At 71.9% G+C, this 13,277-nt stretch carries 7 protein-coding genes; 1 reads left to right on the top strand and 6 read right to left on the bottom strand.

What is annotated here, in order from left to right:
- Nucleotides 1–120: 120 nt before the first annotated feature.
- The 5 genes from KLK06_RS59630 to fxsT all read right to left on the bottom strand — a co-directional run bounded on the left by KLK06_RS59630 (nucleotide 121) and on the right by fxsT (nucleotide 9,323).
- A complete protein-coding gene (locus tag KLK06_RS59630) occupies nucleotides 121–1,731 on the bottom strand; it encodes a serine/threonine-protein kinase (protein WP_250904965.1) in 1,611 nt (536 codons plus the stop codon).
- A gap of 135 nt (nucleotides 1,732–1,866) precedes the next feature.
- The gene (locus KLK06_RS07165) at nucleotides 1,867–2,946 is read right to left on the bottom strand and encodes an FAD-dependent oxidoreductase (protein ID WP_308168131.1); all 1,080 of its coding nucleotides are present in this window, start codon (nucleotides 2,944–2,946) and stop codon (nucleotides 1,867–1,869) included.
- Nucleotides 2,947–3,047: 101 nt separating this feature from the next.
- Entirely contained in the window at nucleotides 3,048–4,541 is a 1,494-nt protein-coding gene (locus tag KLK06_RS07170) for a M28 family metallopeptidase (RefSeq protein ID WP_214634496.1), read from the bottom strand.
- Between the two features lie 187 nt (nucleotides 4,542–4,728).
- Nucleotides 4,729–6,195 carry a S8 family serine peptidase gene (locus tag KLK06_RS07175; RefSeq protein WP_214634497.1) on the bottom strand — a complete coding sequence of 489 codons (1,467 nt, stop codon included), beginning with the start codon at nucleotides 6,193–6,195 and terminating at the stop codon, nucleotides 4,729–4,731.
- Nucleotides 6,196–6,281: 86 nt separating this feature from the next.
- Nucleotides 6,282–9,323 (bottom strand): FxSxx-COOH system tetratricopeptide repeat protein, encoded by a 3,042-nt coding sequence (gene fxsT / locus KLK06_RS07180; RefSeq protein WP_214634498.1) that lies wholly within the window; start codon nucleotides 9,321–9,323, stop codon nucleotides 6,282–6,284.
- A gap of 85 nt (nucleotides 9,324–9,408) precedes the next feature.
- Here fxsT and KLK06_RS07185 point away from each other — a divergent pair, with 85 nt between their 5' ends.
- A complete protein-coding gene (locus KLK06_RS07185) occupies nucleotides 9,409–11,445 on the top strand; it encodes an alpha-amylase family glycosyl hydrolase (RefSeq protein WP_214634499.1) in 2,037 nt (678 codons plus the stop codon).
- Here the strand turns inward: KLK06_RS07185 and KLK06_RS07190 are convergent.
- Nucleotides 11,442–13,259: a GMC oxidoreductase gene (locus tag KLK06_RS07190; RefSeq protein WP_214634500.1), complete on the bottom strand. Its 1,818-nt coding sequence runs from the start codon at nucleotides 13,257–13,259 to the stop codon at nucleotides 11,442–11,444. The two genes, KLK06_RS07185 and KLK06_RS07190, sit on opposite strands and share 4 nt — an antisense overlap.
- Nucleotides 13,260–13,277 lie beyond the last annotated feature (18 nt).

A 13,277-nucleotide genomic window follows, 5' to 3' on the forward strand; every position in this document is an offset into this window, starting at 1 on the left:
GGGCTCCGAAGTAGCCCCCTATCCGAGGCTAGATAGTAGGGGATCACATGTATCGGACGGCAAATTAGCAAATTTCGGCATGACCGTCATTGTGGAGGCACACCCGGCGCGGGTCACGGGTCAGTCGTCGGGGTTCGGAGGGCAGGACGGGTGAAGGGGCCGGGGCCGCCTGGCTCTGCGGGCCGCCCAGTGGCGGCCGAGCAGAGCCGAGCCGGGGACCAGCACGAAGCCGAGCAGACCGCTGCCGATCTCGAGATCGACGTCCGCGTCCAGCAGGCCGTCCTTGCCCTCGAGCAGCGGCACGCCGACCGACACCTTGACCGACACCGAGACCAGCGGCTGCGCGGCCGTGGCCGGGGCGGGGGCCTGGGTGGTCGCGGGGTGGGTGGTGGCCGGGCGTTCGGACGGCTTGGGCTCGCTGGTGGCGGGCTTCGTCGTGGCCGCCTGCTTGGTGGCCGGCCCGCCGGTCGGCTTGATGGTCGGCTTGATGGTCGGTTGTGAGGTCGCGGGGTGAGTGGTCCGTGTCGGCTCCGGCCCACGGGTGGGTTCGTGTGAGCGGGCAGGCTCGCGCGATCCGGTGGGGTCGGCGTGATCCCTGGTGACCGTCGGAACCACAGCGTCAGTGGTGCTCGGGCCGGTGGAGATGATGGGCGGCTCCGCCGTACCCGATCGGCTGGGGATGAGGGGGGCGGACGTGCTGACGGGCGGGAGCGCGGCGACGCCGTCCGGCGGTGAATCGTTCCAGATCACGAACGCCGCCACCACCGCGGCGGCGGTCGCGACCACCAGACCGCTCGTCACCGCGAACTTGGCCACCGGCGCGAGCGCGTTCTCGAACAGGCTCGTGCCGCTCCCCTGCGCCGGCAGCGGCTTCGACAGGGGAAGGAGCGCGGTGAGCGGCACGGTCAGCAGGCCGAGGCCGGCCCGGCCGCGCACCTCCCAGCCGGTGCCGTAGGCGAGGTCGGCGACCTCCTCCAGCTCCTCCAGGAACGCCTCGGCCGACTCCGGCCGGTCGGCGGGGTCCTTGGCCAGGCCGTGCCCGACCAGTGCCCGCATCGGCTCCTCGATGTCCTCCAGCGGGGGTTCGGCGTGCTGGTGCTGGTAGGCGAGGGCGGCGTAGTTCTCGCCGGTGAAGGGCCGGTGCCCGGTGAGGCACTCGAAGAACACCACGGCCGCCGCGTACACGTCCGACGCCGGCCCGGCCGGGGCGTCCGCCCACTGCTCGGGCGCCATGTAGGAGGGGGTCCCGGCGAGCGGTGCGTTCTCGCCGGAGTGCGCGGCGACACCGAAGTCGACCAGCTTGCTCTGTCCGTCCGGCGAGACGATCACGTTCTCGGGCTTGAAGTCACGGTGTACGACGCCGCGCCGGTGCGCCTCGGCCAGCCCGAGCAGGGCGCCCTTCAGTACGGTCAGCGCCGCCTCGGGACCGGTGGCGCCCGCGTGCCCCAGCAGGCGGCGCAGGGTGATGCCGTCCACCAGCTCCATCACGATGCAGGCGTCGTCCTGGCCTTCGACGTAGTCGAGCAGGCGGGCCGTGTGCGGGCTGTCGAGCTCGCGGATCAGCCCGGCCTCCGCGCGGAACCGTTCGGCGAACAGCTCGTCGTCGCGTAATCGCGCGGACAGGTGCTTGATCGCCACGGGCATCCCGTCGGGCGCCCGTAATGCGAGCATGACCCGGCCGGTCGCGCCATGTCCAAGTTCCCGGACTTCGGTGTAGCCGGGAACGTCCATCGGTGGGACCTCCAAAGACGGATAAAGATCCTTATACCTGACGCTAACCCGTGGTAACGCCCCGTGTCGAGCGTTATTGCCCGCGTCACCGAACCCTTGCGGCAATCGGTATGTTAACTACGCTTTATAGTAGGTTCAGGCGGCTGGGGCCACGGCGAGGAGCCGGCGGATGTTCCCGGCGGCGGTCCGGCCCGCGCGGTTGGCGCCGATCGTGCTCGCCGACGGGCCGTATCCCACAAGCTGCAGCAGGGGCTCGGCGATCACCGCGGTGCCGTCCACCCGGATCCCGCCCCCGGGCTCGCGCAGCCGCAGCGGGGCGAGGTGGTCGAGCGCCGAACGGAACCCGGTGGCCCAGATGATCGTGTCCGCTTCCGCGTACCGCCCGTCATCCCAGCTCACCCCATCGGCCGTGATCCGGCTGAACATCGGCAGCCGCTCCAGCGCCCCCTTGGCCAGCGCCTCCCGGACGATCGGCGTGTACCCGAGGCCCGTCACGGCGACCACGCTCTGCGGCGGCAGCCCGGCGCGTACCCGCTCCTCGACCATGGCGACCGCGTCACGGCGCGCGTCCTCGCCGAAGTCGTCCAGAGGGCGGAACACGGGCGGCCGGCGAGTGACCCACAAGGTGCTCGCGGCCACGTCGGCGAGCTCGGAGAGCACGTGGGCGGCCGAGGTCCCGCCGCCCACGACGACCACCCGCCGCCCCGCGAACTCCTCCGGTCCCCGGTACGTCGCGTAGTGCAGTTGACGACCGCGGAAGGAGCGCGCGCCCGGATAGTACGGCCAGTACGGACGGGTCCAGGTGCCGGTGGCGTTGACGACGGCTCGCGCCACCCACTCCCCCGCGCCGGAGGTGACGACGAGCCGCCCGCCTTCGCCACGCGCCACCGCCGTCACCTTGACCGGCCGCAGCACGGCGAGCCCGAGCTCTCGTTCGTAGTCCGCGAAGTACGCGGGCACCACCACGGCGGCGGGCCGCCACCCATCAGCCTCGCGCGGACCGCCCACCGCCGGATCGGCGCGCCGCACGCCGGGCAGGTCGAAGAGGCCGTGCACCTTGTCCATGGTCAGCGACGGCGACCGGTGCCGCCACGCGCCACCCGGCCCGTCAGCCGCGTCCAGCACCAGCGGCTCGAAGCCGAACCGGCGCAGGAAGTAAGCGCTCGACAGCCCGGCCTGCCCGGCCCCGATCACCACGACGTCGATCTCGTCCACGTACGGATGCAACCGGCGCGACCCCACGGCTCTTCCCGGCCGGTGAGGCAAGCACGCGAAAACGGGCGGGCCATGAAAGCCCGCCCGTCGATAGCGGCAGGTCAGCTGACGGAGCTGGTCACCGCGGCCCGCGCACCGGACGCGACCGCCGCCCGGCCGGGGATGGAGCGGGTGTTGAACGCGTACCTGGCCACGGAGTCGGCGATCGCGTCGGCGTCCACGTCCAGCGCGGTCGCGTTGATGTTGGCGGTCGTGTCGCACGCCTGGTGGTAGCAGACGTCATAGGCGACGCCCGCCGTACCACCGAACAGGGCCGCCTCCGCGGCCGTCTTGATCCCCTCGGCGCCGGTGAAGATGCCGCCGGACGGGATGCCGACCGCGATGAACGGCCCGTAGTCGGAGCGGCCGTCGAAGTCGGTGCCGTTGTGGCCCAGGCCGCGGCTGTCGTAGAAGGCTTCGAGCTGCTTCTCGATCTGCGCGGATCCGGGCGGGCCCGCGGGCGAGCCGACGGCGTCGGAGTTGTCGCCGTCATAGAGCTTGTAGGCGTAGTTGGGCGAGGCGACCATGTCGAAGTTCAGGTACAACCTGATGCGGTCCCGCTGTGCCGGGGTCAGCTTCTCGACGTACTGGTCGGAGCCGAGCAGACCGATCTCCTCGCCGGCCCAGAACGCGAACCGCACCTTGTTCTTGACCGGGAAGCCCGCCATCTCCTCGGCGACCTCCAGGATGGAGGCCGTGCCGGAGCCGTTGTCGTTGATGCCGGGCCCGGCGTGGACGGAGTCGAGGTGCGCTCCGGTCATGACGACGTTGCGCGGGTCGCCGCCGCGGCTCTCGGCGATCACGTTGTCGTTGGTGCCCAGGACGAGCGTGGAGTCGACCTTGAGGTGGACGCTCGCGCCCGGCGTGGCGGCCAGCGCGTTGCCGACGGCGAAGTCGGCGAAGACCATCGGGACGCCGGCCCGCCACTCACCGATGTCCAGCGGGAACGCCTCGGTCCTGCCTGCCTGGCCCTCGTTGAAGACGATGATGCCGGAGGCGCCCGCCGCTCCCGCGTTGCGGATCTTCAGGGCGAAGGCGCAGGTACCGCGCTGGATGAGCGCGATGTTGCCCGGCGTGAAGCCGGCGAAGTCCGCCGCCTCGCAGCCGCTGTTGGAGGTCGGCGTGGCCGTCGGCGGCAGGGTCAGGTCCACGCCCTGCACCGGCGCGGTCACCTCGCCCGCCGGAGAGGGCTGGAAGCTGAAGAAGTCCTCGTTCGGGACGTAGCCGTTGAGTACGGGCGGGCTGTTCTCGGTCCAGCTCTCGACGAAGTTGATCGGCTGGAGCGTGACCTTGTAGCCGGCCTTGCGCAGCTTGCCGGCGACGTAGTCGCGGGAGGCGTCGTAGCCGGGCGTGCCCGCCGCCCGCGTGCCGCCGTTGGCGTCGGCTATCGCCTGCAACGCGTCCAGGTGCTTCTTGACGTTCGCGCCTTTGACCTGCTTCACCAGCAGCTTGGCGAAGAGGTCGTCGAGCCCGCCGGCCTGCGCCGGGACGGCCATGGCGAGAGGCAGGGAGAGCGCCGTGATGAGGATGAGGACCGTTCTGCGGATCGTGCGCATGCGGATTCCCCCACTAGGGACGGATCTGGAATCTCCCCCGACACGTACTGAACCGGAACCTAAACCGCTGAAAGCCCCCTGAGAAGGCCCAGCAGGGCCGCGGCGGCCGCCCCCGCGGCGCCGCCGCGGCCCCCCGCCGGGGTCGGACCTGCCCAAAGGCTGGGCCGCCCGGCAGTCAGGTGGCCCGTCAGACGGGCGGTGGGACGGTGTGCAGGTTGCGTGGTGTGACCGAGCGCGCCAGCAGGTACGCCGCCGCGGCGTCGACGAGCCCCGCACCCGTCGCCCCGTCGAAGCCCTCCCCCGCGAGCTCGCCCGTCCCGCTCTTGCCGTCGACGACGTCCCGCGCCGACGCCCTGAGCAGCGCCTTCACCAGGTCGGGCGACAGCCCCGGCTGGACCTGCTTCAGCAGGGCGCACACCCCGGCGATCTGCGGCGCCGCCGCGCTGGTGCCGCTGATCACGCTCCAGCCGTCGTCGGGCGCGGTGCCGTCCTTGACCGGGTATCCGGGCCCGGCCAGCGAGGAGTCGATGACGTCGCCGGGCTCGGTGGGCAGCATGATGTACAGCGCCCTGGGCTGCCGTCCCACCAGCCCGCAGACGTCGGGCACGTGCCGCCCGGGGTAGATGAGGCTGTCGAAACTGCTCGCGTAGTCGGACGCCTCCATCCTGAACTCCCCGTTGGCCTGCGTCTCCTCCACGTACACGCCGCCCGCGGCGATGACGTCGGGCATCATCGCGGGGAAGGAGATGTGGCCGTTGCCCGCCGAGAAGCAGACCGTGATGCCGCGCACCCGTACGGCCTCCAGCACGGCCAACTCCAGCGGCCGCAGATGGTTGGGCAGCCCGGTGAGCCCGTTGAGGTCATAGCCCCAGCTGTTGGTCAGGACCGCGGGCGACAGGTCGGAGGCGGTCTTGAACGCGAGCGTGGCGTTGCCGCCCATCTTCACGCCGACGAAGTCCACGTCGCGCGCGCAGGCGAAGATGTTGGCCGCCTCGGCCGTGCCGTGGCCGTACTCGTCGTGGTCCACGCGGGTGGCGTCCGGCGCGAGGGTGGCGTTGTAGTTGTAACCGTGATGCGGGTAGAAGGGATGTTTGTAGAAACCCGTGTCGACCATGGCGACGAACACGCCCCGGCCGGTCACCCCCCGCTCGTGCACATGGCAGGCGCGCAGGAGCAGCCCGACGTCGTCCGGCACCCGCAGGTGGTGATAGGCCACCCGGGGCGGCAGCGGCGAGCCGTAGAACTGCGGCGGCGCCTGCGGGTAGGCCCGCTCGATCAGCGGATCCAGGTCGGCCGGCAGCGTGAACGGGACCCCGGATACATGCGACAAATAGGAGACCTCGTCGTCCACGGTGGCGACCGGCGCGCCGCGCAGGCTGTGCGGCCTGGCTTCCACACGGGTGTTGAACGTCTCCTCCCAGAGCCGGCGCGGGCCCTCCGCACTGATGGAGAACGTCCCGATGTGCCGGACGGTGAACCCCCTGCGCCGCAAGGCGAGCGCGGCCTGCGCGGCCCGCTCCGGCGGCGGTCTGAGATCGTCAAGACCCGCCGCCTGTACGGCCGACGACTCGGCGAACATGGAGGCCCGCCCCGGTGGCCGCACCACTGCCTCGAAGTGGACGGTGGACTCGCGCCGTTCGGTGATCGTGGTCATGCTTCCCCCTGGACGCGTCCGTGAAATCCGGCATGTCCCCAGGGTCACGTTCCCGGGCGGATCCGGCCTCGGGGAGCGGCTGAGGGCTAACCCTGAATGGGGCTCCTGCCACGTGCCAGAATCCGCTCGGCCCTGGACCGGCAGTCGGCGGCGGACTCCCGCTCCTCCAGCCGCTCGTGCGCCTCCGCGAGGTCGAGCAGGGTGTAGGCCACGTCGGGGTGATCGCTGCCCAGCACGCGCTCGGTGCCCGCCAGCGCGCTGCGCAGCAGGTCGCGCGCCTCGGCGGCCCGGCCGTCGGCCAGCAGAGCCTGGCCCAGCCGCCGGACGCCCAGGTGGACGTGGGCGTGGTCGTCGCCGTAGGCGTTCCTGAACACCTGGATCGCCCGCTCCTGGTGGTCCCTGGCCAGCTTCGGCTCGCCGGTGTCCAGGTCGACCAGGCCGAGGTTGGTCAGCGGCATGCCGACCTCGCCGTGGCCGGGGCCGTAGCAGAACTCCAGGATCGACAGCGCCCGCTCGTGGCTGATCCTGGCCTCCTCGAAGCGGCCGGTGAGGCGCAGCGCGTACCCGAGCTTGTCGAGCGTGTGGGCGACGTCGGGATGCTCGTCCCCGTACACGGCGGCGAGCATCGACGCCGCCTGCTCCTGCAGCTTGACGGCCCGCTGCGGGCGGCCCGTGTCCTGGACGACGAGGCCCAGCCCGGAGAGGGTGTGGGCGACGTCCGGGTGGTCGGGGCCGAGGATCGTGCGCGCCGTGGCCAGTGCCCTGGTCAGCCATTCCTGGGCGGCGCGCAGGTCGCCCGCCGTCCACGCGGCGAAGCCCAGGTCCCGGCTGACGCGGGCGATCTCCCTGCGGTCCGGCTCGTGCCAGGCCGTCAGGATGGCCAGGGCGCGTTCGAGGGTACGCCTGGCCTCGGGCAGGCGGCGCTGGCAGACGAGCACGTCGCCGAGCCGTTGCAGGACCCGCGCCACGGCAGGGTGGTCGCCGCCCATGGCCCGTTCGGCCAGCACCAGCGCCTGCTCCTGGGCGGCGCGGGCGCCGTTGATGTCCCCGGTGAGCTCCAGCAGGTTGCCGTGGTCGGACAGGACGGCCGCCAGGTCGCCGTCGGCGCCCGGCTGCCGCCTGACCAGCCGCAGCGCCAGCTCGAACAGCTCCTGCGCCCGCTCGAACGCCGCCCGGACCGTGAGGTAGTGGCCGGAGCCGCAGAGCATGCGGGGCAGGCCCGGCACGACGAGGCCCGCGCTGTCGGCCTCCTGGCCGAGATGGATGACGTCGGGGATGACGCTGTCCCAGGTCCGCCAGGTGGTGGGGTTCTCGGCGTCGGCGGGCACGACCGAGCTCAGGATCCGCACGGCGCAGGTCACCCAGGCACGCCGCTCCTCGCCGGGCAGCCTGGCCCAGACCGCGGCCTTGACGAGCGGGTGCATGCGCACCCGTCCCCGGTCCCGCTCGACGAGCGAGTGGCGCAGTAAGTGGGCGATGGCGTCCTGCAGGGCCAGCTCGTCCTCGACCGCGTCCTTGAGCGCGGGCGGCAGCACGCCGGGCATGGAGTGCAGCAGGTCGAGCGAGACGCCGCCGGGGCCCAGCGTCGCGCAGAGGTGCAGCAGCTCGATGGCGACGGGCGACGCCTCCGCGACCCGCTCGAAGGCGAGCTGCCAGACCGTGGCGAACGCCTTGTCCCGGGTGAGCAGCTGGTCCGCGCGGCGCCGGAACAGGTCGCCGTACTCGTCGAGCTTCATGCCGGTCTGCTCGCTGTAGGCGGCGGCCTGCTCCAGCGCGAAGGGCAGGTCACCGAGCTGGTCGGCGAGCGCCCAGGCGCCGCTGGTCCTGGCCACCCGCTTGGACAGGAAGTCGACGGACTCCGACCGGGAGAAGGGGCCCACGCGGATGCCCACGGCAAGCTGGCCCCAGGCGGGGTTGCGCGAGGTCACGATGACGTGCCCGGCCCGCAGCGACGACAGGAACGCCTCGATCAGCGTGCCGTCCTCGACGTCGTCGAGGATCAGCAGCCAGCGCTCCATTCCGGCCAGGCGCTCGCTCAGCGCGGCGAGGATCTCGCCGCGGTCGGCCTGCTGGCGTACACCCAGGCGCAGCGCCAGCTCCGCCAGTACGCTCCAGAAGGCGACGGGTTCGACGGCCGAGGCTTCCCAGACCACGTCGTAATCGGCGGCGTGCCGGTGCGCGTACTCCCGGGCGGCCTGCGTCTTGCCGGTGCCGCCAAGCCCGTGCAGCGCCACCACCCGGGGCGGCGGGCGGGTCGTCGGCTCGGTCAGCGCGGCCTCGATCTCGTCCAGGATCGCCTCGCGGCCGGAGAACACCTGGTTGCGCGAGGGCAGATTGACGATCCGCCGCGGCGGCGCGTCCTGGCGCGCCGGTGGGGCCGGGCTGCCGTCGAGCCCCGGATCGTGCCGCAGGATGGCCTGGTGGGTGGCCTGTAACGCCGGGGCGGGGTCCACACCCAGCTCTTCGGCGAGGATCCGGCGGACCCGCTCGTACACGTTCAGCGCGTCGCCCTGCCGCCCGCACCGGTAGAGCGAGCGCATGAGCTGGGCGACGGACCGCTCGCGCAGCGGATGCTCGCTGACGCGCTGCTCCAGGCGCGGCAGCGCCTCGGCGTGACGTCCCAGAGCCAGCTCCGCGTCGGTCCGGCCCTCCTCGGCGCTGAAGCGCAGCTCCTCGAGCCTGATGGCGTCGCACTGCGCCCACGGCTCGGTGGCGAACTCGGTCAGCGCCGGGCCGCGCCACAGGCCGAGCCCCTGGCTGTACAGTGCCACGGCCGCCGCCCAGTCCCGCTGGGCCAGCGCCCGGCCGCCCTGCTCGACCAGCCGCTCGAAGCGGAAGGCGTCGACCATGTCCGGCTCGACGACGACGCGGTAGCCCGAGCCGTGCGACTGCAGGATGTCGGCGCCGTTCAGCGCCTTGCGCAGCCGGGACACGTGGGCGTGCAGCGCGCTCAGCGCGCTCTTGGGCCGCGACTCACCCCAGACGTGCTCGATGAGCTGGTCAGAGGTGAGAACCTCACCCTGATGCAGGAGCAGAACGACGAGGATGGCCATCCGCTGCGGTCCGCCGAGCGCGACGGAGTCGCCATCGATCAGGACGTCGAACGTGCCCAGGATCCGGATGTCCACGCGTCTCCTCTCCTCTTGCCTGCGACTGTAACGCGGTTCAGATTGGGCAGACAGGGACGAATCCAAGGCCAAGGAGCCTGGCGCCATGGCGAACATCGACGAGATCACCGGCCAAGCCCCGCCCCGGAGCATCTGGGAGGCCGTCTGGCCCCAACGTGAGAGCTATCACCCCTCGCCGTCCGACTGGCGCGACGAGGTCATCTACTTCCTGCTGCCCGACAGGTTCAGCGACGGCCGCGAGGCCGAGCGCGACCCCGTCGACCGGGCCCGTCCGGCGAACTCCCGCCCGGCCGGGTGGATGTGGAACCGGTGGGCGGCCTCCGGCCGGGACCGCTTCCAGGGCGGCACCCTGCGGGGCGTCATCTCCAAGCTCGACTACCTGCGCGACCTCGGCGTGAGCGCGCTGTGGATCGCTCCGGTGTGGAAGCAGCGGCCCGTCACGTCCGTCGACGGCGTCCCCGCGCCGGACGACCCCCACGGCTACTCCATCCAGCACTTCCTGGACATCGACCGCAGGTTCGGCACCCGCGAGGACCTGGTGGAGCTGGTACGGGAGGCCCACGAACGCGGTATCCGCATCATCCTCGACATCCTCATCAACCACACCGGCGAGAACTGGGACTACGACCTCGGCACCCCCGGCCATCCTCAGTACGTGGTCCGCCCGCCGTACGCGGGCCGGGAGGGGAGGCTGCCGTTCGGCGCGTGGCGTGACGGCACGGGGCAGCGCCTGCCGCACGGCACCGCGCCGACCGAGCCCGACCACGGCGTATGGCCGAGCGAGCTGCACGACCCCGACGCGTACACCAGGGCGGGCGGCGACGGAGGCGGCTGGGGCGCGGGCGGCGACGAGGAGCCGGACGCGCCCTACCGGCGGGCCGACTGGTTCAGCCGGGACCTCGACCAGTCCAGGGAGCTGCAGACGATCATCCGCATCTGGAGCTACTGGGTGGCGCTCACCGACATCGACGGCGTGCGCATCGACACGCTCAAGCACGTGCCGCCCCAGGACGCCACGCTGTTCTGCGGGGCGCTCAAGGAGTTCGCCGACGGGCTGGGGAAGGCGAACTTCCTCATCGTGGGCGAGGTCGGCGGCGGCGACACGATCGAGGAGCGCTACCTGAGCCTGATCGGGCGCAATCTGAGCGCCGTCCTGGAGACCGGCGAGACGCGGCGGCTCATGCGCGAGGTGGCGCTCGGGCGGGAGGGTTTCCCCTTCCCCGACGCCGTCGAGGAGTTCTTCAGCAGGTTCGCCACGCATGGGGTGACTCATCGTTCTCTGGGATCCGCCTACGTCTCGTCGCTGGACGATCACGACGACCTCTGGATCGATCCGCAGCTCAGGTTCGGCGCGCTGACGCCGCCGGGCCGGAGCGAGCCCGATCCCCGCCAGGTCACGGTCGGGGTCGCGCTGCTGCTGTACTCGCTGGGCATCCCGTGTCTCTACTACGGCACCGAGCAGGGGCTCACCGGCCCTGAGGAGAGCGAGCGCGGGTGGCTCAGGGGCGAGGGCTGGGGGATCCGCGACCTGTCGGGTGACCGGTATCTGAGGGAGGCCATGTTCGGGCCGGAGCATCCGCGCAAGGCGGGAGCCGCCGGCCGTCCCGCCGACGACGAGTCGCCGACCGCAGCGCACCTGTTCGACCCGGATCTGCCGGGGTTCGGCCCCTTCGGCACCGCGAACCACCACGTCTTCGACCAGGACAACGAGATCTACCAGCGGGTCAGGATGCTGCTGACCACGCGGGCGGCCCATCGGGCGCTGCGCGCCGGCCGGCAGTACCTGCGCAGGCTCGGCCGGGCCGACGGCGGCTACGCGCTCCCCCGGCCCGGCGAGGTGCTGTGCTGGTCGCGCGTGCTGGCCGGGACCGAGGTGGTCTGCGTGGTCAACCCGAGCCTGACCGAGACGCGCGGCGCCCTCGTCGAGATCGACGGCGCCCTCAACGCCCGCACGCAGGCGCTCACCGTGGTGGCCAACACGGCCGAGGTCGGCGGGGTGACGAAGCACCCGCTCAAATCGACCGCGACCGTGCTGCCCGGCCCCGGCGCCTCGCGCCACATCGAGCTGCAGGATCTGCCTCCCGCGTCCGTGCTGGTTCTGACGAACCAATTCGTCGGCTAGACCAGCCCGCCAAGAGAAAGGTGGTCCGCCAGCCGCATCGCCAGGGCCGTGAGCGTCAGCGAGGGGTTCGCGGCCGGCGATGTCGGGAAGACCGACAGGTCGCAGACGTAGAGGTTGTCGTGTCCCCACACCTTCAGGTCGGGGTCGACCACGCCCATGCCGGGGTCCTCGCTCATCCGCAGCGTGCCGACCTCGTGGCCGACCGCGCCGAGATCGGCGTCGAACGGTTCCGAGGCGGCCGGGTCGCCGCCCATGATCCGGATGATCCGGCTGCCGATGTCCCGCACCGCCGCGAAGTAGCCGGGGATCTCGACCGGCTTCATCGTGATCACCGGCCGGCCGGTGACCGGGTCCAGCTCGACGGTGTTGCCGTCGAGCAGCGACACCGACGGGAAGAAGACGATCTCGCAGTCCATGCGGGAGACGTCCGCGGCCGCCGGGACGGCGTCCTCGTCCACCCGGTACTGGTTGAGCCCGATGCCCATCTCCACCACCACGTTGATCGGCATCGAACCGACCGAGCCGCGCAGCAGGATCTTGACCGAGTCGTGCGCGGCGTATCCGGGCGCGTCGCTCGGCAGCGTGAACTTCCAGACGTAGGTCGGGTGGTCGGTGATCCCCTTGCCGACCCACTCGTTGCCGAGCTGCGCGCGGCGGGCGAGCACGGCGCTGCCCACGGTGCCGGCCGCCATGATCACGCGCCCGCCGTCCGCCAGGCGGAACTCCCGGTCCTTCCCGGCGATCAGGTCGCGCGCCCGTACGGCCGCCACCCTGGGCCTGCCGCCCGACCGGTCCCATTGGAACCCGACGACCTCGTGGTTGAGGTTGACGTGCAGGCTCTTGTTCCACCCGTCGCGCAGGCGGTCCTCCATCAGCAGCGCCGCCGTCGAGAAGATCCCCGAGGGGATGCCCAGCCGGTGCGCCACCGAGTTCTCGGCCGCCACCTGCACCTCGTGCTGGCGGAAGCGCTTCAGCTGGGTGCGGAGCAGCTCCTTGACCGTCCTGCGGTAGTCGCTGAGCGCGGGGGGCGTGCCGTGCATCAGGTCGGTGGCCTCGTCGTACCACTGGGTACGCAGGTCGTCGCGGACGCCGCGCGGCCACGACTCGAACTCCCGCCCGGCCATCGGCGGGATCAGCGCCCCCCAGAAGACCGACTTCCCGCCCAGGCAGAACGCCTCGGCGACCTGCATCCGGGCCGAGCTCGTCCGGTAGCGCTCCGACCGGTACTGGTACCACAGGCCCCAGACGGTCCTGTTCGCCTCGGCGCCGGTGCTCTGCAGCCTGGGCATGTTGCCGACATGGGTGGAGAACAGGTAGCCACCGGCCTCCAGCACGAGGACCTGCGGCATCCGCCCGCCCTTGGCCGCGGCGAGCCTCGTCAGCTCGTGGGCCAGGACGCCGCCGCCCATGCCGCTGCCGACGATGACGTAGTCGTACACCGCCCCCTCGTCCAGCTTGGGGGCGAAGTGCCGGCGGGCCGGCAGCGGGTTGGTGACGATGATGTCGTCCCGGGTCGGGAACAGCTCCGACTGGCTGCCGGTCATCGTCTCGATCCGCTCGCCCGCCGCGATGTCCGCGGGCGAGGCGACGCGGTTGCCGTTCAGCGCCTCCCAGGCCCCGTCACAGTGGAACTTGAACTCCACGGCCGTCCCCGCCGGCGGCCTGCCGAGCTCCACCCGCCACTCGTCCGCGCCCTCCACATAGCGGCAGGGCACGCGGACCCGCCACCCGTCAAGACTGCTGAACACCCCCAGCCGCGCGTCGGGACGGATCGCCCCGCCTCGCAGCACGATCGTGAACGTCTCCCCATCCATGCAAGCCCCCTCGCATGT

Source organism: Nonomuraea sp. NEAU-A123, assembly GCF_018603905.1.
GTDB lineage: Bacteria > Actinomycetota > Actinomycetes > Streptosporangiales > Streptosporangiaceae > Nonomuraea.

Coding starts and splice junctions, on each gene's coding strand:
- KLK06_RS07185 (WP_214634499.1), top strand. CDS start 9,409: ATGGCGAACATCGACGAGATCACCGGCCAAGCCCCGCCCCGGAGCATC.
- KLK06_RS07175 (WP_214634497.1), bottom strand. CDS start 6,195: ATGACCACGATCACCGAACGGCGCGAGTCCACCGTCCACTTCGAGGCA.
- KLK06_RS59630 (WP_250904965.1), bottom strand. CDS start 1,731: ATGGACGTTCCCGGCTACACCGAAGTCCGGGAACTTGGACATGGCGCG.
- KLK06_RS07190 (WP_214634500.1), bottom strand. CDS start 13,259: ATGGATGGGGAGACGTTCACGATCGTGCTGCGAGGCGGGGCGATCCGT.
- KLK06_RS07170 (WP_214634496.1), bottom strand. CDS start 4,541: ATGCGCACGATCCGCAGAACGGTCCTCATCCTCATCACGGCGCTCTCC.